Annotated in this window: 24 protein-coding genes; 17 read left to right on the top strand and 7 right to left on the bottom strand. The window is 57.2% G+C overall.

What is annotated here, in order from left to right:
• Nucleotides 1-136 precede the first annotated feature (136 nt).
• On the top strand, nucleotides 137-514 hold the full coding sequence (locus BLR92_RS11345; RefSeq protein ID WP_089728618.1) for a histone-like nucleoid-structuring protein, MvaT/MvaU family: 378 nt from the start codon (nucleotides 137-139) through the stop codon (nucleotides 512-514).
• 494 nt (nucleotides 515-1008) lie between these two features.
• Here the strand turns inward: BLR92_RS11345 and BLR92_RS11340 are convergent, their stop codons facing one another.
• From BLR92_RS11340 to speB, 4 genes are all read right to left on the bottom strand, one after another.
• Nucleotides 1009-2454 carry an aldehyde dehydrogenase family protein gene (locus BLR92_RS11340; RefSeq protein ID WP_089728615.1) on the bottom strand — a complete coding sequence of 482 codons (1446 nt, stop codon included), beginning with the start codon at nucleotides 2452-2454 and terminating at the stop codon, nucleotides 1009-1011.
• Nucleotides 2455-2463: 9 nt separating this feature from the next.
• Entirely contained in the window at nucleotides 2464-4080 is a 1617-nt protein-coding gene (locus BLR92_RS11335; RefSeq protein ID WP_089728613.1) for a 5-guanidino-2-oxopentanoate decarboxylase, read from the bottom strand.
• A 9-nt stretch (nucleotides 4081-4089) separates the two neighbouring features.
• A complete protein-coding gene (locus BLR92_RS11330) occupies nucleotides 4090-5475 on the bottom strand; it encodes a YjiH family protein (RefSeq protein ID WP_089728610.1) in 1386 nt (461 codons plus the stop codon).
• 183 nt (nucleotides 5476-5658) lie between these two features.
• Nucleotides 5659-6615: an agmatinase gene (gene speB / locus BLR92_RS11325; RefSeq protein ID WP_089728607.1), complete on the bottom strand. Its 957-nt coding sequence runs from the start codon at nucleotides 6613-6615 to the stop codon at nucleotides 5659-5661.
• A gap of 239 nt (nucleotides 6616-6854) precedes the next feature.
• Here speB and BLR92_RS11320 point away from each other — a divergent pair, with 239 nt between their 5' ends.
• From BLR92_RS11320 to BLR92_RS11300, 5 genes are all read left to right on the top strand, one after another.
• Nucleotides 6855-7145, top strand: coding sequence for a nucleotidyltransferase family protein (locus BLR92_RS11320; RefSeq protein ID WP_089728605.1), 291 nt, complete (start codon nucleotides 6855-6857; stop codon nucleotides 7143-7145).
• Between the two features lie 16 nt (nucleotides 7146-7161).
• A complete protein-coding gene (locus tag BLR92_RS11315; protein WP_089728603.1) occupies nucleotides 7162-8586 on the top strand; it encodes a sigma-54 interaction domain-containing protein in 1425 nt (474 codons plus the stop codon).
• Between the two features lie 335 nt (nucleotides 8587-8921).
• Nucleotides 8922-9137, top strand: a complete 216-nt coding sequence (locus BLR92_RS11310) for a hypothetical protein (RefSeq protein ID WP_089728601.1) — start codon at nucleotides 8922-8924, stop codon at nucleotides 9135-9137.
• 69 nt (nucleotides 9138-9206) lie between these two features.
• Nucleotides 9207-9509 carry a nucleotidyltransferase family protein gene (locus BLR92_RS11305; RefSeq protein ID WP_089728599.1) on the top strand — a complete coding sequence of 101 codons (303 nt, stop codon included), beginning with the start codon at nucleotides 9207-9209 and terminating at the stop codon, nucleotides 9507-9509.
• Nucleotides 9506-10033 carry a hypothetical protein gene (locus tag BLR92_RS11300; RefSeq protein ID WP_089728597.1) on the top strand — a complete coding sequence of 176 codons (528 nt, stop codon included), beginning with the start codon at nucleotides 9506-9508 and terminating at the stop codon, nucleotides 10031-10033. Before BLR92_RS11305 ends, BLR92_RS11300 begins: the two co-directional genes overlap by 4 nt.
• Nucleotides 10034-10128: 95 nt before the next feature.
• Here BLR92_RS11300 and BLR92_RS11295 read toward each other — a convergent pair whose 3' ends face one another.
• The 3 genes from BLR92_RS11295 to BLR92_RS11285 form a co-directional block, all read right to left on the bottom strand.
• Nucleotides 10129-10329, bottom strand: a complete 201-nt coding sequence (locus BLR92_RS11295) for a hypothetical protein (protein ID WP_089728595.1) — start codon at nucleotides 10327-10329, stop codon at nucleotides 10129-10131.
• 68 nt (nucleotides 10330-10397) lie between these two features.
• Nucleotides 10398-10913, bottom strand: coding sequence for a hypothetical protein (locus BLR92_RS11290; RefSeq protein WP_089728593.1), 516 nt, complete (start codon nucleotides 10911-10913; stop codon nucleotides 10398-10400).
• 89 nt (nucleotides 10914-11002) lie between these two features.
• Complete coding sequence (locus BLR92_RS11285) at nucleotides 11003-12271, bottom strand: FliC/FljB family flagellin (RefSeq protein ID WP_089728591.1); 1269 nt, start codon at nucleotides 12269-12271, stop codon at nucleotides 11003-11005.
• 351 nt (nucleotides 12272-12622) lie between these two features.
• Between BLR92_RS11285 and BLR92_RS11280 the strand changes: the two genes are divergently transcribed.
• From BLR92_RS11280 to BLR92_RS11230, 11 genes are all read left to right on the top strand, one after another.
• Nucleotides 12623-13444: a hypothetical protein gene (locus BLR92_RS11280; protein ID WP_089728589.1), complete on the top strand. Its 822-nt coding sequence runs from the start codon at nucleotides 12623-12625 to the stop codon at nucleotides 13442-13444.
• Between the two features lie 275 nt (nucleotides 13445-13719).
• Nucleotides 13720-14487: a Wzz/FepE/Etk N-terminal domain-containing protein gene (locus BLR92_RS11275; RefSeq protein ID WP_089728587.1), complete on the top strand. Its 768-nt coding sequence runs from the start codon at nucleotides 13720-13722 to the stop codon at nucleotides 14485-14487.
• A gap of 45 nt (nucleotides 14488-14532) precedes the next feature.
• Nucleotides 14533-16299, top strand: a complete 1767-nt coding sequence (locus tag BLR92_RS11270) for an SLC13 family permease (protein WP_089728585.1) — start codon at nucleotides 14533-14535, stop codon at nucleotides 16297-16299.
• Nucleotides 16287-16739: a nucleotidyltransferase domain-containing protein gene (locus BLR92_RS11265; protein ID WP_217636577.1), complete on the top strand. Its 453-nt coding sequence runs from the start codon at nucleotides 16287-16289 to the stop codon at nucleotides 16737-16739. The genes BLR92_RS11270 and BLR92_RS11265 overlap by 13 nt, the downstream gene beginning before the upstream one ends.
• Nucleotides 16736-17212 carry a hypothetical protein gene (locus tag BLR92_RS11260; RefSeq protein ID WP_089728581.1) on the top strand — a complete coding sequence of 159 codons (477 nt, stop codon included), beginning with the start codon at nucleotides 16736-16738 and terminating at the stop codon, nucleotides 17210-17212. Before BLR92_RS11265 ends, BLR92_RS11260 begins: the two co-directional genes overlap by 4 nt.
• 57 nt (nucleotides 17213-17269) lie before the next feature.
• On the top strand, nucleotides 17270-18121 hold the full coding sequence (gene cysQ / locus BLR92_RS11255) for a 3'(2'),5'-bisphosphate nucleotidase CysQ (protein WP_245704185.1): 852 nt from the start codon (nucleotides 17270-17272) through the stop codon (nucleotides 18119-18121).
• A 111-nt stretch (nucleotides 18122-18232) separates the two neighbouring features.
• On the top strand, nucleotides 18233-18454 hold the full coding sequence (locus BLR92_RS11250; RefSeq protein ID WP_089728577.1) for a DUF2281 domain-containing protein: 222 nt from the start codon (nucleotides 18233-18235) through the stop codon (nucleotides 18452-18454).
• Nucleotides 18441-18704, top strand: a complete 264-nt coding sequence (locus tag BLR92_RS11245) for a PIN domain-containing protein (protein ID WP_217636576.1) — start codon at nucleotides 18441-18443, stop codon at nucleotides 18702-18704. Before BLR92_RS11250 ends, BLR92_RS11245 begins: the two co-directional genes overlap by 14 nt.
• Nucleotides 18705-18849: 145 nt before the next feature.
• The gene (locus BLR92_RS11240) at nucleotides 18850-19053 is read left to right on the top strand and encodes a DUF2281 domain-containing protein (RefSeq protein ID WP_089728575.1); all 204 of its coding nucleotides are present in this window, start codon (nucleotides 18850-18852) and stop codon (nucleotides 19051-19053) included.
• A 139-nt stretch (nucleotides 19054-19192) separates the two neighbouring features.
• Nucleotides 19193-20110: a sulfate adenylyltransferase subunit CysD gene (gene cysD, locus BLR92_RS11235; protein WP_089728573.1), complete on the top strand. Its 918-nt coding sequence runs from the start codon at nucleotides 19193-19195 to the stop codon at nucleotides 20108-20110.
• Between the two features lie 48 nt (nucleotides 20111-20158).
• Nucleotides 20159-20527 (top strand): four helix bundle protein, encoded by a 369-nt coding sequence (locus tag BLR92_RS11230; protein ID WP_089728570.1) that lies wholly within the window; start codon nucleotides 20159-20161, stop codon nucleotides 20525-20527.
• Nucleotides 20528-20543: the final 16 nt, after the last annotated feature.

Here is a 20543-nt window from a genome sequence, read left to right as displayed (position 1 = left end):
ATGCTTAATGGCGGAGTTTAAAGTCTTTATTTTTGTTGTCGGATTGAAAAAAAACGACTATACCCTTGGCATAAGGCATTTTAGCGTTAATAATTAACGCGCGTTCCCAATATTCTTAACGAAAGGTTAGCGAAGTATGTCACTGCTTAGTGAATACATGAGAAAAGAGCAACAGCTCAAGCAACTCAGTGAGGAGCTGAAGCAGCTCGAAGGCGACCAGCGCCTGAAGTCGGAACTCGACTTCAAGGAGCGTCTGGAACAGTTGATGAAAGAGTTCAGCAAGAGCGCCTCCGACGTCATCGAACTTCTCGATCCCAAGCCGCAGTCATCCAGTAGCAAATCCCAGGCTGCACCTGCTGGCGCTCGCCGCAAGCGTAAGCTGAAGATCTACAAGAATCCCAATACCGGCGAAGTGGTTGAAACCCGCGGCGGCAATCAAAAGACTCTCAAGGCTTGGAAAGACGAACACGGCAACGATACTGTCGAGTCCTGGCTGGTTCGCACTGAGAACTGATAGCACGCCTATTATGTTCTGCCATGAAAACCGGCGATGTTTAGCATCGCCGGTTTTTTATATCTCCGCTCATCCCCGATAAGCATGATGCCAAGCGCAAACCGCTGGATGAACGACGTGAGCGGTTGTGGGATGCCATCCTGGCGCACTGTATTTTAATGGGGCGAAACTGGCATGGACTCGCGTCAGCGCGTGCGCAGCCGGTGACGCAATTCACGCTGTCACGGTGCATGGTGGCGGCATATTTGTGCTGATGAAATTCCTTATAAGCTATCAGTAACAATTAATCGCAAAAAGGCAATGATTTGTTAGTTTATGTAAGTTACGATGGTTCTCGATGTCCTGACCTGCGTATGGGTCGTGATATTCCCTGCTTGTATGCCCGGCTCTTGTCGGGCTTTTTTTGTGGCAAAAAAAGACCGCCGAAGCGGTCGAAAGGGGTAAACCATGGCCGATTACGCGACCGTATACCCGAGAGACGTACTCCGGTGCGGTCAGGCTGGCCCGATGAGGTGCTTCACTTCCTGGTAGGCAGCCAAGCCCCAAGGCCCCAGTTCGCGGCCGATGCCGCTACGCTTGAAGCCACCCCAGGCGGTTTGCGGCGGTACCAGTTGCTCGCTATTGAACCAGACGCTGCCGGCTTGTAGCTGCCGACCGATACGCCGGGCGCGCTGCGGGTCGCCGCTGACCACGGTGGCGGCCAGGCCGAAATCGCTGTCGTTGGCCAGTTCGACGGCTTCTTCTTCGCTTTCTACGCTGCGTGCACAGAGCACGGGGCCGAAGATTTCCTCACGCCACAGGCGGCTATCGGCGGGCACGTCGCGAAACAGTGTTGGTGCGACAAAAAAGCCCTGCTCGGGCAGGTCGCGATGACCACCGTCACGCATCGCGTTCAACCCCTCCTGCTCGGCGATGGCCAGGTAGCCGTTGACGGCATCGCGCTGGCGGGCACTGGTCACTGGTCCCATGGTAGTGGATTCGGCCAGCGGATCGCCGAATTGCAGGGCGTCGATACGTTCGCCCAATGCCGCATACAGCGCATCGGCAACAGTCTCATGGACTAACAGCCGCGACGTGGCCGAGCAGATTTGGCCGGCATTGAAATAGAGACCGGCCATGACGCAGTCGGCGGCCTGCTCGATATCGACGTCTTCCATCACCAGGATCGGCGATTTACCGCCTAGCTCCAGCGAAATGTTCCGGCTACCATCGGCTACGGCACGCATGACTGCTTCGCCAACCCGGTTGCTGCCGGTGAACGAGACCTTGTCGATGCCGCGATGTGCCGTTAGCGGCGCCCCCACGCCCTCACCATCGCCATGCACCAGATTGAACACGCCGGCGGGCAGGCCGATTTCGAGGGCGATTTCGGCCAGCGCCTGCTCGGGCAGTGGCGTGACCTCGGAAGGTTTGAAAACTACCGTGCAGCCCGCTGCCAGCGCCGGGGCGAGCTTCCAGGCACTGGTCACCAGCGGGAAGTTCCATGGAGTGATCAGCCCGACCACGCCGACCGGATCGAAATAGCAACGTGCATCGATGTCGTCCACGTCCAGCGTCACCGGTTGGCCCTGGCGTGCGTCCAATGCGCGGGCCTGTTCGGCGTAATAGCGATAGCAGGCGATGGCATCGTCGAGATCGATACCGGCCTCCGCCAGCGGCTTGCCGTTGTTGGTCGATGACAGGCGAATCAGCGTATCGCGCCGGGCAGTCAGCGCATCGGCGAAGGCATCGAGAAAAGCGCCACGCTCGGCACCGCTGCGCTCCCGCCAGGCCGGCAGGGCGCGGCGTGCCGCGTTGACTGCGGCTTCCACATCGGCGCTATCGCCGGCGGTAACTTCGGCAATGGCCTCTTCGGTATAGGGATTGACGACCGGCAAGCGGCGCGAGCCCTGCGAGGGTACCCATTGGTTATCGATGAATTGCTGGTCGAGTCGTTGCATGGGTGTTCCTCAGCTTGTAGAGAATTGACGTTGCCAGTGGTGGGCATCGATTTCGATCAATAACGGCTGTGTCGATCGTGTGCCGAGCGCTTGGGCCAGGCCGTCGGGTGTATCGACCTTGACGGCGGCACAACCGAAACCAGCGGCGAGGCGTTGGAAATCCGGCGCCTGAATATCGACACCCAGGCGCGGCACCTCGTGGGCATCCATATAACGGCGTATCTCCTCGTAGCCGGCGTTGTGCCATAGCAGAATCACCACCGGAAGGCGTTCCTCGATGGCGGTGGCAAGCTCGCTCAGGGTGAACATGATGCCACCATCGCCGACCAGTGCCACCACCGGCAGTTCAGGCTTGGCCAGCGCGGCCCCCAACGCGGCGGGCAGACCGTAGCCCAGCGTGCCGTAACCGGTGGATGCATTGAAAAAGCGCCGTGGCGCCGGCTGCGAGACCAGATGGTTGCCGGCGTAGACCGGCGCGGTGGAATCCCCGACGAGAATCGCCTCGGGAAGCACTTCGCGCAGCGTAGCGAACAGCGGCACGAACGGCATGAAAGCAGGATCGGATTCCAGTGCCAAGGCCTCGTGCACGGCGCGGGTGCGTCCCACGCCATCACGAGACAACGGCTGAGGGAAATGCTCGAGCAGCATTTTTAGGGTGCGTCCGGCATCGCCGACCAGCCCCAGTGCCGTCGATTGATTACGCGCCAGTTGTTCGGGGTCGATATCGACGCGAATCAGCCGGCCATTCAATGCAAAGCCGCCATCGAACACCACGTCGTAGTCGGTCTCGCCGAGTTCGGTGCCCACGGCGAGAATTACATCGGCAGCCTGCGCCAACTCACGCACCGCCGGCAGCGAGGTATTGGCGCCAAGGTCGAGGGGGTGTCTGTCACAAGAACCGCGTCCCAGCAGCCCCTTGGCATTGATGGTGGTGGCACACGGCGCATCGAGGCGCTCGATCAGAGCACGTGCCGCCTCGGGGGCATCGACGCAACCGCCACCCAGCAGCACTAGCGGACGCTGGGCCTCGCGTAGCCAGTCGGCCGCCAACGCCAACCCGTCGGGATCGGGCGCCGGGCGATACAATCGCGGTGCCTGCCAGTTGGCGGGTGGCTCGACCGCGGCGGCGAACAGGTCGATGGGAATCTCGATATGCACCGGCCCGGGGCGCGCCGAGCCGAATACTGCGAAGGCTCGGGCCAGCACCTCGGGCAGGGCGGCGGGGTCGAGCAGGGTATGGCTGAAACGCGCCACGCCGGCCAGCGTCTGCTGCTGGCTGGGCAGCTCGTGCAGGCGGCCCTGACCGCGACCCAGGGTATCGCGACGGTTGACGCTGGAGATCACCAGCATCGGTATCGAGTCGGCCAGCGCCTGACCCATCGCCGTGGCGATGTTGGTCATGCCCGGCCCGGTGATGATCAGGCACACGCCGGGCCTGCCGCTGGCCCGCGCGTAGCCGTCGGCCATGAAACCCGCACCCTGTTCATGGCGCGGGGTGATGTGACGAACCCCCACGCCGTCCAGGCCTCGGTACAGCTCGACGGTATGCACGCCGGGAATCCCGAACACGGTGTCGACGCCGTGGCGCTCGTGCAGCAGGCGAATCAGCAGTTCGGCACAGGTCATGGTCGTTCCTTAAAAGACAAACACATGGGCGATCACAGCGATAATCGGCAACGTAATTGCCGTGCGCAGTAGGAAGATCACCGCCAGCTCCCACAGTTTGAGCGGAATCTTCGACTTCAGCAGCAGCGCGCCGATCTCCGACATGTAGATCAACTGGGTCAGCGACAGGCAGGCGATCACGAAACGGGTCAGCTCGCTGTCGATGTCCTTGGCCAGCACCGCCGGCAGGAACATGTCGGCGAAGCCCACCAGCGTCGCCGGAGCGGCGGCCTGGGCCTCGGGAATGCGCAGCCACTCGAGCACCGGCACCATGGGGTACGACAGCCAGGTGAACAGCGGCGTGAACTCGGCGAGGATCAGTGCGATGGTGCCGATCGCAATCACCAGCGGCAGTAGGGCGAGGAAGATATCCGCCACGTTGATCATCGCGCCGCGTGCGAGCTCGCGTAGGCCGGGCGCTTGCTGCGCGCGCGATACGGCTTGATGCAGGCTGAAGCGCAGCACGCTCATGCCTTGCGTGGTTTCTTCGGCAATCTGGCAACCTACGGGTTCGTAATACGTATTCGGCATACGTGACAGCGGTGGCAGGCGCGGAACGATGACGGCGGCAATCAGGCCCGCGACCACGACAGTGAGATAGAACTCGATAAAGAGGTGGTCGATCCCGATGAAGGAGCTAACCAACAGTGCGAAGGCGATGGATACGATGGAAAAGTTAGTGGCAATCGCTCCAGCTTCACGATGGTTGTAATAGCCTTTTTCGTATTGCTGGGCGGTGATCAGCACGCCCACGGTGCCTGAACCCATCCACGAGGCGGTGGCGTCGATGGCGCTGCGTCCGGGCAGGCCGAAGATCCAGCGGAACGGCCGGCGAACCAGGCTGCCGATGAACTCCATGAAACCGAAATCGACCAGAAACGGCAGTAGTAGCGCGGCGAAGAAGAAAAACGTCAGTAATACCGGTGCCAGATCGTTGAGCATCACCCCGCCGGTGAAATCAGCGGTGATGAACGTTGGGCCGACCTGAAAGTAAGTCATCAGGGCGAAGGCGGCACCCAGCGCGCGCATGCCAAACCACAGCGGCGCGACATCGAACATCTCGTGCCAGACGCCTTCGCGCGCCCAGCCTGGGTGGGCTAGCTTGACCAGCGCGGTCAACGCCACCGACAGACACAGCACGAACACGGCGATCGCCGGCAGGGCCGCGCCAAGCAGCGCCTTCAGGCCATCGGCGAGAAAGCCCATGCCGATATTGATGGTGTCGCCCGTGGAGATGGGCACCAGGAACATGCCGATTCCTATCAGCGAGGGAATCAGGAATTTGATCAGGCCCCGGCGGTTGAGATTGCCGCCGTTGGCATTGTCGCGGCCGGTGGCCACATCGAGTGAAGACATGGTGTTACCCCATTGTTATTGTCAATCAAGAAAGACGTTTTCCGACGCTATCGTTGCGAAGGGCCGATGAACGAAGGCCAGGCTAGGCAAAAATCGATGAGGGATCGGAATTTACTGAAGTCAATGAGTATCCCGAGTCGATTTTTAACACCGCATGGCCGAGTTCAGCGGCTCTTATCAGCCCTAGCGGCGCTGGACGCCGGGAAGGACACACAGCATCTCGTAAAGCAGGTTGGCCGCGAGCAGCGCGGTATTGCCGCTAGTGTCGTAGGGCGGGGAAACCTCGACCAGATCGCCGCCGACGATATCCAGCCCCCAGGCGCCACGAATGATTTCCAGCGCCTGCGGTACCGTCAGCCCGGCGACCTCCGCCGTGCCGGTGCCGGGCGCGTAGGCCGGGTCTATGCCGTCGATGTCGAAGCTGATATACACCGGGCCGTCGCCGATCTTGGCGCGGACTTCCTCCATCAGCGGCGTCAGCGACTTGTGCCAGCATTCCTCGGCGGGCACCACGCGAAACCCCTGCTCACGGCTCCAGTCGAAATCGTCCGCCGCATAGCCGGTGCCGCGCAGGCCGATTTGCACCACACGCTCGCCATCCAGAAGGCCTTCCTCGACGGCGCGGCGAAAAGGCGTGCCATGCGCGATGGCTTCGCCGAACATATGCTCGTTGATATCGGCGTGGGCATCGACGTGAATCAGCCCAACCTTGCCGTATCTGCGCTTCATGGCGCGCAGGATGGGCAGGGCGATGGTGTGATCGCCGCCCAGTGTCAGCGGGCGCGTACCCTGGGCAAGTACCTCGTCGTAGAACGCCGTGATAATGCCCATGCTCTTGTGCAGGTTGAAGGTGTTGATCGGCACATCGCCGATATCCGCCACCTGGATGCTGTCGAAAGGCGCGGCGCGGGTCGCCATGTTGTAAGGGCGCAGCATGCGCGACTCGTCACGAATCTGACGTGGCGCCAATCGCGCGCCGGGGCGGTTGGATGTACCGATATCGAAGGGGACGCCAATGAAGGCGGCATCCAGCCCTTGGGCGCTCTCCTGCGTGGGTAGGCGCATCATTGTCGCCGGGCCGCCGAAGCGGGGCATCTCATTACCACCGAGTGGCTGGTTGAAGGTCGGCTTGTCGCTCATGTCGTCTCCTGACGCTCGTTGACGAGTTGTTTTCGACATAAGCATTGCAGGATGCGTGCCAGTTATTCAGGCATTTATTTTCAATCAGTTAAGAGCCTGGCGATTCACAATTGGATTGCTCTTGGTTTATTTTTGATGCAAAAATGTATTATTGATTCATCTTTGTATCGATGGAATGGATAATGCCTGGATTCTGTGGTATTTCTCATTGACATAGCGACTGTAAGCAGGAGTTTTCCATGAGGCCTTCTCAAGCCCTCGCCATCCACCGCGATACCATTTCAACAATCGCTACGAATCATCATGTCCGTAACGTGCGGGTTTTTGGCTCGGTGTTGGACGGTACCGACCAAGAAGGTAGCGACCTGGACTTGCTGGTCGATCCGACCCAGGAAACGTCTCTAATGGATATCGGGGCGATTCGAGTCGAGCTAAGTAAGCTCATGGGCGTGAAAGTCGATGTGCTTACCCCGAATGCGCTACCGGACTCCTTTCGTGAACGGGTGCTGAAAGAGGCTCGGGCACTGTGAGTCGGCATCGAGAGCCATGAGCGATATCGATAGCGCGGTACTCAAGACCATCATCGACACCGCCCACGATCACTTCTTCATCGTCGAGGCGAGCGGACGCATCCTCGATGTCAGTCCGGGGAGTGCGGCCGTTTATGGGCTGAGCCGGGAAGAATTGTGCCGGACAACCGTGCAGAATCTCGTCGAGCGCGGCGTGCTTTCACCCTCGGTGACCATGGAGGTGATTCGCACCGGGCAGCCGGCGCAAGTCATGCAACACACCAACACCGGGCGGCGGGTGCTTGCCGAGGCGTATCCGGTATTCATCGATGGCAAGCTTACGCGCATCGTTTCGCGCTCCATGGACCTGACCGACTTGCAACTGTTGCAAGACGAATACGCGCTGCTGCAGCAGCGTTTCAGCGAGCATCTCAAGCGTGGCGGCTCGGTTCCATTGGGCGACGAACTGGAGCTCGATAGCCTGGAAGTGCGTAGTGAGGTGATGCGCGAAGTGGCGCTGCTCATCAAGCGCGTCGCGCCCACCGATGCCACCGTGCTGATGCTCGGCGAGTCGGGTGTCGGCAAAACCGCCTTCGCCCGCCAGTTGCATCGCTGGAGCAAGCGCCACCAAGGGCCATTCATCGACGTTAACTGTGCCGCGATTCCCGATGCGTTGTTCGAATCCGAAATGTTCGGCTACCAGCCCGGCGCGTTCAGCGGTGCGGCTCGACAAGGTAAAGCGGGCATGCTGGAGTTGGCCGCCGGAGGCACACTGTTTCTCGACGAAATCGGTGAATTGCCATTGGCCACACAAACCAAGCTGCTCAAGGTGATTCAGGATGGCCAGGTCACCCGGTTGGGCGATACCCAAGCGCGGCGGGTCGATTTTCGCCTGATTGTGGCCACCAACCAGGATCTCGCCGCGCGGGTCGAAAGCGGCGATTTTCGCCTCGATCTCTATTACCGACTGAACGTGATTCCATTGACGTTGCCACCGCTCAGGGAACGCCGCGAGGACATTCCCGGGCTTGCGGAACGCCAACTCGAGCGGCTCAACCGGCGCTACGGGCAGTCCAAGGTGTTGCACCCCAACGCCTGGCCCGAATTGATGCGTGGCGACTGGCTGGGTAACGTGCGCGAACTGGAAAACTGGATGGAGCGGGCCTGGTTATCGGCGCCGGATAATGTCATTGGCGCCCCCGGCGGTGCTGGGGCGGCGGTTATCGAGACACCATCGGCAGTGCGCGATACTTCCCTCGCTACCTTTACACCGGGCGAAGGCCAAACGCTCAAGCAGGCCCTCGACGCGCACGAACGAGCTATCCTGGCGGAACTCTGCGATTACCAGCGAAGCACCTATGCCATTGCCAGGCACCTGGGCATCAGTCAGCCCAGCGTGGTTCGTAAACTGCGCAAACATGGATTGACGATCGGACATCGCCGATCCGATACAAAAAAATGACACGTGCGGCATATTTGCGGCACAATAGTGTCGGGTCTTTTCATCGACCTGGCCCATGCTATGATATCCAGGCAGCGTTCGATTGGCTTGAGCCCGTTACCACGCTGGAACTTTGGATGCCCAGACTGTCTTAATCGAATGGTTTTCTTGAAGGTGTTTTCTGGCGCACCTTAGTATTCGATAAATCTTCATGGTGAGGCCGTAGCGCCATGCATCGCCGTTCGCCGTGAGAATTACTTATTCCACGCTATGCTTCACTGTTCACCACGATTGACACAACTTATGACGTTATTACTTGTTTCATGAAAAACTCAAACTCCCGCAAGCCACCTCAAATGGACGAACGAGAGAAATTTCGTAAGTTCCGTGAACTCGACGACGCTTTCGCCGAAGCCCTGCGCGGGATCGAAGGCGACAACCAGCGCCAGCAGCGCGATGAACGCAAGGAATTCGAGCAACGCCTGCGCACGCTGATGAGCGACTACAGCCAGAGCGACGCCAGCGTCGACACACTGCTGCGCACGCTACTCGAACTCGGGCGCATTGCTTGAGTTTACGCTAAACTCTGGTGGTAAAACGTATTGCGCCAAAGTCGGAAATTGCTAGCTCGGTGACTGTTTATGCGCCTCAGTACAGACCAGATCACGACTATTCTTGACATTACCCAGCAGCAACTTGGGAAAGGTTCATGCGTCTCGATTTATGGTTCACGCCTGAATGATGAGCGCAAGGGTGGCGATTTGGATCTACTGATTGAAGTCCCTGAACGAATTGGTACGCTGCAACGCGCAGAACTCAAGATGATGCTGGAGGCAGCGTTACAGATGCCGGTTGACGTTCTGCTATATCGGCAGGGCAGTGAGCCTAGCGCTTTTCAAGCAATTGCGCTGGCCCAGGCGGTAAAACTCGGGCAAGCCGCATGAGCCAGGATATATTAGATGCTGAGCGCCGCTACTTGGCCAACCTGCTTGAAGCCATCCAGCGCTGTGTTTATTTTCTGCATCAATCGGAACGCAAAATAGACTGGCCGCTGGCAGGAAGTTACCTATCGCAGCACAAAAAAGACGTTGAACTCTATGAAACGCTGGCGGCCATCAACGAGCGCTTCGCCAAATTACAGGATTCCCTGGCGGCTGCTATGAGGCACAGTAGCATGCTTATGAGCGAGCCCAGTGATAGCTTTCTCAAAGTTCTGGCTTTTTTCGAGAAAAGTGGAGTTATCGAATCGACGGCTGACTGGCAGCGCAGTCGAGCCGCGCGCAACCTTGCCGCTCATGATTACGAAACCGACTATGATGAAATCGCCGAGCACTTCAATACGCTACACCAACTCAGCGGCATGCTTTATGGCACTGCGAAGCGATTACTGACAATGTGTGAGCAAACCTTGACATTGACACCAGCCAGTGACGATTTTAGCAATGAGTTCAATGCAATCGTCTTTTGAGCGATATTGCGAACGTTGTTGAAGTTGATTAGTGCTTGCTGGAATCTTCCGTGTTTTGTGCCTAGGTGTTTTGAAGCTGGCTTCAGGGCACTGTGCTACTCCTCGGCCACCAGCATCTCTTGTGTGTAACGGCGCTGTTCTTCGACCATCCGGGTATAGAGCTTATGCAAGGCGAGGTAATCGTCGCTCATGGTCTCGTCGAAGTCGGTGGCCTCGAAGCGGACCATCAGCGTTTTGGTATCGCTGATCACTACCTCAAGCTCATCGATGATGCATTGATAATCGGCAATTTTCATTGATTGGCGGCACTGTCACAGGAGTTCATAATTGCTATTCGGGAATAGCGATGGTGCCGGTCAAAAATCTACAATGACCACCCAATTATCCAGGCCTGCCCTTCGGTGGGTAAGCGTAGCTTGATGTCGACATCCCTTGGCGTATTCCAAAATGTTAGTGATTCAAGCCAAGTGCTCCAGCTTTCCTGTGCCATAATGTCATTATAACCTGATACCATCGCGATCAATTGGATCGGCGTTATGCCATCAACCTGCTTCAACGTCATCAGATGATCTCGGTCGAGTCGTATTTTTTCCAGCCACTTGTCTTGCGTATAATCATGAACCAGCGCAACTTCAATGATAAAGTTCTCATCGCCTAGGCTGAAGAATACATCGCCGGTTTTCTTTGATGCATCCAAACCATGGGCTTTGTAAGTCGGTTTCGGTGCTAAGTTGCTATCCGATGCGCCTAGCGCATAGTACAGCTCCCAATTGAACCATTCTTCGAAGGAATATCCCGTTTTACCAAACGCTTGAAGCTCAGTTACTTTGCTTGAGAAATGACGCGAAACAACCTGTTCGAATAATGACAACGCTTTCACCGGGCTCTCCTTATCAAGTACCACTAAAACGCCAAATAAAGAAGGGCAGGGCTTTCGCCCCACCCTTTAATGCACCGCTATACTGAGAATTAACCCAGCAGAGACAGTACTGACTGCGGCAACTGGTTAGCCTGGGCGAGGATGGACGTGCCAGCCTGCTGCAGGATCTGGTTGCGGGTCATGTTGGAGACCTCTGTCGCGTAGTCGGCATCCTGAATGCGCGAGCGAGCAGCGGTCAGGTTGACTTCGGTAGTCGCCAAGTTGGTGATTGCGGAATCGAAGCGGTTCTGCAGGGCACCCAGATCGGAGCGCAGGCCATCAACACTGCTCAGAGCGGTATCGAGAGCAGCCAGCGGATCAACGGATACTTCCGCACCCAATGAAGCTGTGCCATCGGTGGCAATGCTGACCATGTTGTAGGTACCGTCACCGTTATCAAGTACATATTCGCCAGTGCCGTTGCCCTCAGCGTCGTTGATCTCGGTGATATCTGCACTGCTCAGGTTGGTTGCGGTATCCAGGGTGACGCCTGCTTGAATGCTGTCAACGGCACCTGCTTCAGTATTGACTGTGTCTGCATCCAGAGCTGTGGTGCTGTCATAAGTCAGGGCGGCCGCGTCAGTGGTTACCAGTGCATAGTAATTGCCATCGCTGGCAAGTGCTGCATAACCGCTACCATCTTTCAGTTCAAAAAGTTCTGTTGCGTCGGAGGTAGTGGCTGCGCCGTTAGTATCGGTTACTGTTCCCAAGTCTGCAACATCGAATTTGGCAGATACTGCGGTGTCGGTGTCACTCACAGTGGCGCCAAAGTCTTCGGAATTTACAACACCCTTGGTGACGTCGAAGTTATCCAAGCCCAAGGTTTCAGCGTTAATCTCGCTGAGCTTGATCTCGATAGTTTCACCATCGTTGGCGCCAACCTGAATGGCGATTGTCTGGTCGCTAGCCAGCACTTTAACGCCGTTAAAGCTGGTCTCTTCAGAGATGCGGCCGATTTCATCGAGGCGCGCAGTGATTTCGTCCTGAATGGAGCTCAGGTCTTCGGTGGAGTTGGTGCCGTTAGAGGCCTGAACGGTCAGTTCACGGATGCGCTGCAGGTTATCGTTGACCTGGTTCAGGGCGCCTTCGGTGGTCTGGGCGACAGAGATACCGTCGTTGGCGTTACGCTGTGCCTGTGACAGACCGGTGATCTGACTGCTCATGCGGTTGGCGATGGCCTGACCGGCTGCGTCGTCAGCAGAGCTGTTGATACGCAGGCCAGAGGACAAGCGCTCCATGGCGGTGGTCAGGTCGCTTTTGGAGGCGTTGAGGTTTTGCTGAGCGATCAGCGAGGTGATGTTGGTATTGATCACTGACATGGTGATTTCCTTCCTTAATATGCCTGCTTGAGGTCTTGGGGGCTCCAGCGGCGGGATTGGCTATTTTGCTCGTTCGCCTCTCTCTCACCACAACGGCGCCGTTGGCCGTTACCCTGTTTATCGACGCTTGGTGAGAATGCTTTAGGAGAAAATGCAAATTTTTTGTTAAGTCGGGTGGTGTGCCCGCCGAGCCCTTGCCCTTATGGCCCTTATCAGCCTGCCTAGTCTCCTAATCGTGTTTCGCTTATACTGCTTGGATTCGCGTAGCCTTCAGCTGCGCGTTTTTTATGAAAAATATGATTAAAAAGGTGCCGCCATCGATGCGGCGCCACATGACCGTAGGGATGAGTGATGCCGATTCAGAATACCTCGGCCAGCGATGAGATATCGCTGGTCCAGCTTGCTGTGATTCTCGTCAAGCGTTGGAAAGTGATGCTTACCGTTTTTCTGCTGATAATGCTCGCTACAATCGCTTTCATCGTGTTGCGACCCGCAAGCTATACCTATACTTCCGTCTATGCGATTGCTGAAGCTCTCAATGAAGAGGGCGAGTTGGTTGGTCTTGAGATGCAAAAAGCCGTGCTCGCTAAGCTGGATATCATGATTCTGCCTGCCCAGGTCCGTGCCTACCTGAACGAGACGGGGGAGAGCAGCTTGCCGTTTAGCCTAGACACAAAGTTGCTTGAAAATACGCTACTAATCTCATTGACGACTCAGGCCAGCCCAACTCAGGCTGGCGACGTCGAGGCATTGCACCGCCGTATAGTCGAAGCCTTGGCTAACGGGCAAGCGGCGCTATTCGAGCGTAAGCGTGCGAGCCTTGAGCGGCGCTTGTCATATACTCGGAACGCCATGCGCGCCGTAGATGTATCAGGGGGTGTTCTTGTAGAAACGGCCGCTGCGATCGAGCGTGAACTCGATGCCCTGCAAAAAGGCGAAGTCGAGCAGGTCGCCGTGCGCAGCCTATACCCTCAAGGCACCGACACCGGCCTGATAGTGGCATTAGGCGTCGTGTTGGGATTAGTGTTTGCCATCGTGGGGGCCTTTGCCTGTCATTTCGTTACGTTGGTACGCCAGAGTTTTGTGCCCGACCTGTCGCCCCTGGGCGACGTGCGAATCACAAAATTCATACGCGACAAACCTAGAGCTAGTGTAAGTGGTTCTTTAGAATAGCGTTTGGCATAAGGTAGGTAGCAGTAAAAAAGGCCACCACGCCAAAGGGTATGGACGGATGTGCTAGGGACAGTAGCCGTAACGAGCCGGGGCCTGCGGTTCCGTGTCCTTTCTTGCTTGAGCACTCCTCCCATTGGAACCTTTCGTGTGGTGGGCCATCACGACCACAGGGCCTTGGGAAGATGCCCGGAACAATCCTCGGGCGGTAGCGTGCCTACAGCTTGAGCTTGGACAGTGCAGAGCCATGCGAACAAACAACCACGGATCGGTCATTCATGAATGAATCTTCACCGCAGCAAACGCATTACGATGACGAAATCTCACTGGTCGACCTCGCCAAGATCCTGATCAAACGCTGGAAAACCATGGCAGTCATTTTCATCGTCGTGGTGCTTGCCGCCTTGGCTTATGCTTTGCTGCAGCCGCGTACGTATAGTTATACCTCTCTATATGGCGTAGCCGAACAGGGCCCCTATGATGCTCTGGAGTCCCCTGAAGCGCTGGTCGCTAAAGCGCAGAGCCTGTATGTCGGCCCCGAGACGCGTGAACTACTGGATAGCCTCGGACTGCAAAACCTGCCTTTCAGTATCGAGATCGAGAACCCCGAGGAAACGTTGTTGGTCTCGCTGACCTCGCAGGCTGCCGAAACCCATGTCGAAGCCGTGACTCAGCTCCATGAAGGCGTGCTAGCCCGCCTGAAAGAAAGCCAGCAGGCCATGGTGAAACGTCGCAAGGAAGCCCTGGAACGCCAGTTGCAAAGCGCGAAAGCGACGCTGGATGCCGCCAAGCAATCCGATAGTATGGGGGCGGCCGAAGTCGTGGCTGGCGTCATGGGGCGTATTGCCGGGTTGGAAGCCAGCCTGGTCGAACTCCGTGAAGGCGAGATTTCGCAAACGGCGGTACAGAGCCTGAATCCGACCGGAACCAGCCGAACCCTGATTCTGGCACTGGGCATCGTACTTGGCGGCATGTTGGCGGTGTTGGGGGCATTCTTCATGCAGTTTGCCGGACTCGTTTGCAAGAGCCTGAAAGAAGATGCCTAGCCTTATTTTCGCTTACCGCTCCAGCCTGGCACCCCGCTGACCTGAATGGAGCTTCCCGCCTTACTCACCCTTGCGGTCATCGTCGCGGTACTTGCCACGCTAGCGATGACTCGCATCGCTGCCGATGTCATCCTGATGACGGCGCTGACGTTTCTGGTGATCTCCGGCATTCTTACGCCCCAGGAAGCGCTGGCTGGTTTCGCCAATACGGGCGTGATGACCATCGCCACGCTTTACGTGGTGGCGGCGGGGCTGAAGGAAACCGGGGCCATTCGCTGGATCGCGCATCGGCTATTGGGGCAGCCCGAGAATGTAAGGCACGCGCAACTTCGCGTATTGGCTCCGGTTTCCGGTCTGAGTGCCTTCATGAACAATACGACCGTGGTGGCGATGTTCATTCCAGCCATTCAGGAATGGGCGCAGCGGTTGAAACTGCCGCCTTCCAAGCTGCTTTTGCCGCTGAGTTATGCGGCCATTCTCGGCGGCACCTGCACGCTAATCGGCACCAGTACCAACCTGGTGGTCGATGGCCTGTTGCAAAGCCGCAAGGACGTATCGCTCGGCATGTTCGAACTGGCCTGGGTCGGTGTCCCGGTATTGTTCATCGGGGGCGGTTTTTTATGGCTGTTGGCCGATCGCCTGTTACCCGACCGCCAAGGGGTACTCGAACAGTTGGAGCAAGCCCGTGAGTACTGTGTTGAGGTCAATGTCGAACCCAAGGGGCCGCTGCCCGGTAAAACCATCGCCGAAGCGGGCCTGCGCAGCCTGGCGCATGGATACCTGGCCGAGATAGAGCGCGACGGGCGGCTGATGACCGTCGTGCCGCCGGATACCGAACTCAAGGCAGACGATATTCTCATCTTCATCGGCGCGCCGGAGTGTGCTCGAGAGCTTCGTCGTATTCATGGCCTGAAACCCGCCAACGGCGATGTCCAGAAACTCGATATCGCGCACCACCGCCGCTGCCTGGTCGAAGCCGTCGTCGGGCCGGACTTCGCCGGGCTGCACCAGACCGTACGAGAATCGCGCTTCCGCTCACGCTTTCAGGCGGTGATTCTATCGATTTCGAGAGCGGGCCGGCGGCTACCTGGCAAGGTCGGCGACATCCGATTGCAAATGGGCGATACCCTGTTACTGGAAACCGCCCAGGAATTTGTCGAGCAGTACCGCTACCGCAAGGATTTTTTGCTGGTCAGTGCCCTTAACGATTCCACGCCGCCCGATTTCCGCAAGGCCCCGCTGGCCCTGGGTATTCTCGCCAGCATGGTGGCGGTAAGCGCATTGGGGTTACTGTCGATCCTCGAAGCCGCCTTGCTTGCCTCGGGCGCCATGCTGTTCACGCGCTGCTTGACTGCCAGCAAGGCTCGCCGCTATGTCGACTTGAGCGTGCTCGTGGTTATTGCTGCTTCCTTCTCGTTGGGGGCCGCCATGGACAAGACCGGCGCGGCAAGTCAGATCGCTTCCTGGTTAATGTTTACCAATAGCATGGCCCCCTGGCTGGCATTGGCACTGGTCTATCTGATGACCGTTGTTTTCACCGAGCTGATCACCAACAACGCATCCGCAGTGCTGATGTTTCCGATCGCCATGGCGGTGGCCGAACAGTTGGGGGTGAACTTCATGCCCTTCGCGATAGCGATCATGTTCGCCGCTTCGGCCAGCTTCATGACCCCAATCGGCTACCAGACCAACCTGATGGTACTCGGGCCGGGTGGTTACCGCATGAGCGACTATTTTCGCCTCGGTGCGCCATTGAGTGTCGTCGTCGCCATTACCAGCATTACGCTGATTCCGCTGGTATGGGGGTTCTGAAGCTGGAAGAGCGCCGCTACGCGGCTGGAAGCTGGAAGCTGGAAGCTGGAAGCTGGAAGTACGATGCTTCGCATCTTGAAGAGAAAAGACACACGACAGCCCGAAGCCTGGGCCGAGCGCCTTGCCGCGAACCAAACACCATGCGCCTGACAGATACCCAACGACAGATCATCCAGCATATCGTCTCCAACGAGCTTGGCCCTGGCGCCACTGTAAGACTATTCGGCTCGCGGCTGGACGACACCGCCCGTGGCGGCGATATCGACTTGTTCGTTGAGCTTAATGAGCCAGTGGAGCATCCCGCACAACTTGCTGCCCGGCTCAGCGTGCGCATCATGCGCGCTATGCACGGGCGCAAGGTAGATGTGCTCTTGAGTGCGCCGAATCTTAGCGAGCAGGCGATACACAGGCTGGCGCGAGAACAAGGAGCTCTTATATGAACGACAATCTTTCGGAGCGCCTGCGCTTTTTGAAGCGAGTGGTCGAGCGTGAAATCCACCATCTTCGCTACTCCTCGGATAGCGTATTTGCCTCACCGCTCACCGAAGAGCGTGCCGCCAAGCTGGGTGATGATGAAGCGCTGGCAGAGAAAGTGGAAGCCTACACCAGCCGCTTTTGCCGGCTTCAGGACACGACCGGCGACAAGCTGCTTCCTCTTTGGCTGCGTGCGTTGGGCGAGAGGACAGGGGCCGTGGCCGACAACCTGGACCGCGCCGAAAAACTTGGCGTACTCGATTCTGCCGACAGGTGGCTCGAGATCCGCCAGATACGCAATCAGATGATCCATGAATATATCGAGTCGCCACAGGTCCTGGCCGATGCGCTCAATACGGCTTATGGCTATCAGGAAACGCTTATGGCGTTTGCCCATGCCATGCTCACTGATGCCGAGAAGAGGGATCTGCTTGGATAGGCTGTGAAAACCATGGCGTTGCACCATGTGCCCGTAGCTGCTCTTTTAGGAGTCTCCTTGACCGATTTCATAACCAATGACACACGCAAACGCCTCATCGACGGCATACACAAGGCTGGTGAGGCGGTATTGGCCATCTACCGGCGCGATTTCGATGTCGAAACCAAAAGCGACGACAGCCCGCTGACCGAGGCGGACATGGCCTCGCATCATGCGCTGGTCGCCGTGCTGGAAGAACTCACGCCGCAGGTTCCGATTTTGTCAGAAGAGTCCGGCGAGATTTCCTTCGATACCCGTAAGACCTGGGGCCGTTATTGGCTGATCGACCCGCTGGACGGCACCAAGGAGTTCATCAAGCGCAATGGCGAGTTCACCCTGAACGTCGCGCTGATCGAAAATGGCGTACCGGTGTTCGGCATCGTTCACGCTCCGGTATTGGATAAAACCTGGTGGGGCCAGCAAGGCCTAGGCGCCTGCCAGCAAGAAAAAGGCGCATGGAAACAGCAGGGCAGCGAGCCGGCGCAAGCCATTACCGCGCGGACTCTGCCCAACCCCGAACACGCCCCCTGGAAAGTGGTCGGCAGTCGCTCGCACGGCGCCGTCGCTTTTGATGCGTTCTGCAAGGGCCTGCCCCGGCACGAATGCGTCACCATGGGTAGCTCGCTCAAGTTATGCCTGGTCGCCGAAGGGAGCGCGGATCTCTACCCCCGCCTGGCACCGACCAGCGAATGGGACACCGCCGCCGCCCAAGCCGTGGTTACCGCTGCCGGCGGCGACGTGCTCAACGCCCATACGCTAGAACCGCTACGTTGCAACCAACAGGAAAGCGTACTCAACCCGTTCTTTATTGTCTGTGGTCAGCGTGACACTCGCTGGATCGAAGCCTTAAGTACGGCGCTACGCGCCTGAAGCTGTAAGAAAACCCATACGGCACCAGCGAGCTCGCCATAGTCTAATCTAAGAATGGTAGTGCCATGAGGCAAACCGTTGGAACACGGCAGACCCTACGGGGGGAAGAATATGAACACAGAGCAAATTGCTAGCAAAATTAGTCAACTCCCCGAGTCACTCCAAAGCGAGGTTCTGGATTTTATTGGATTCCTGGAGGTTAAGTACCAAGTTGCTCCCAGAAAAGCAGATGACCAGTCAGTGCTTGATCTGAAAGGTGGGCTGGAGAGCTCAAAAACCTTCAAGGGAAATAATATGAAAATCCAGGAGCGCCTACGCGATGAGTGGAGCTAAGTACCTTCTGGATACCAATTATATTCTTGGGATCATGAAGTCCACTCCTGACGTACTGAGCGATCTTTCCTTAAGAGGCATGCGCTCTTCGCAATGCGCTTACAGCACCATAACGCGAATGGAGCTGCTCGGTTTTCCCGGCATACAAGATGAAGAAGATCTGCTAATTAGGCGTAAGTTGGAAAATTTTATTTACCTGCCGATTACGCAGAGCATTGAAGAAAAGATTATTTCACTTCGTCAGTCGTAAAAAATAAAATTACCAGACGCAATTATAGCTGCAACAGCGTTATGTGCTAGGTTAGAGCTTCTTAGCTTCGATAAAAAACTTACCAACATTATTCACTCAATTTCTGTGCAGTAATAAATTTTTAGCCGCACGAGGCAAATAGACCATGAGCACGGCTGAGAAAATTGCCAAAAAGGTCAGTCAATTTCCTGAATCACTTCAGCAAGAGATTCTTGATTTTGTCCTTTTTCTAGAGCAGAAAATTGAAAAAAGTGAATCCGGTAACCTGTCTCAGGCTCAAGAGACGAGCATGAAAAATATATGGACCAATGACGATGACGAGACTTGGAATGACGTTCCAATCCGATAATGCCATTAATTTTGGTCAATACTCTTCTTACGATTCTGTAGTCTATTTTTCTAGCTTCTAGCTTCTAGCTTCTAGCTTCTAGCTTCTAGCTTCTAGCTTCTAGCTTGGTTCTTGTTCCCCTCGAATCTCTGGAAACGTCATGCCTGAACTCACCCCCGAACGCCAGACTCACCTCAAACAGCTCGAAGCGGAATCGATCCACATCATCCGCGAAGTTGCTGCCGAGTTCCGCAACCCGGTGATGATGTACTCCATCGGCAAGGACTCCTCGGTGATGCTGCACCTGGCACGCAAGGCGTTCTACCCCGGCACGCCGCCGTTCCCGCTGATGCACGTCAACACCACCTGGAAGTTCCGCGAGATGATCGCCTTTCGCGACAAGATGGCCGCGCAGACCGGCATGCAGCTGATCGAGCACATCAACGAGGAAGGCCGCGCGGCGGGCATCAACCCGTTCGATCACGGCAGCAGCAAATACACCGACATCATGAAGACCCAGTCGCTCAAGCAGGCGCTCGACCAGCACGGCTTCGACGCCGCCTTCGGCGGGGCGCGACGCGACGAGGAAGCCTCGCGCGCCAAGGAGCGCGTCTACTCCTTCCGCGACCGCTACCACCGCTGGGACCCCAAGAACCAGCGCCCCGAGCTGTGGAACGTCTACAATGCCAAGGTCGACAAGGGCGAATCGATTCGCGTGTTCCCGCTGTCCAACTGGACCGAGCTCGACATCTGGCAATACATCTACCTCGAATCGATCCCCATCGTGCCGTTGTACTACGCCGCGCCGCGCCCGGTGGTCGAGCGCGACGGCATGCTGATCATGGTCGACGACGAGCGCCTGCCGCTCGAGCCGGGTGAGGTGCCCGAGGAGAAGTGGGTACGCTTCCGCACCCTGGGCTGCTACCCGCTGACCGGCGCGGTGGAGTCCAAGGCCGCCACCCTGCCCGAGATCATCCAGGAGATGCTGCTCACCCGCACCTCGGAGCGCTCGGGGCGCGCCATCGATCATGACCAGGCCGGTTCGATGGAACGGAAAAAGAGGGAAGGGTACTTCTGAGCCGAAGGCTCAGAAGGCCCGAAGAGAGAAGTCGGAAGAGGAAAAGCGGTGGACTTCGAGAAGCTCGACGTATGGAAACGCTCGGCGCGATTATCCGCGCAGTTATACCAGCACTTCGCCAGTTCCCGTGATTTCGGCTTCAAGGATCAAATCACGCGTTCCGGTCTATCGATCCCAAGCAACATTGCCGAAGGGATGGTCAGGCCGACGGCCAAGGATCGCGTCAGATTCCTGTATATCGCCAAAGGATCCTGCGCCGAACTGAGAACACAACTCTACATTGGTATGGAAATCGACTACATCGACCGCGGGCAAGGCGGTTTGTGGGTTTGTGAAACCAAGGAGATAGCCGCCATGCTTATGGGTCTCATACGTCGCCAATCAGTACCAGACATGACAGAGCAGGGCTTGGGGTAGGATTTTGACCTTTCTT

This window comes from Modicisalibacter muralis, from assembly GCF_900102945.1.
Lineage (GTDB): Bacteria > Pseudomonadota > Gammaproteobacteria > Pseudomonadales > Halomonadaceae > Modicisalibacter > Modicisalibacter muralis.
This window is presented reverse-complemented; position numbering and strand designations above follow the sequence as displayed.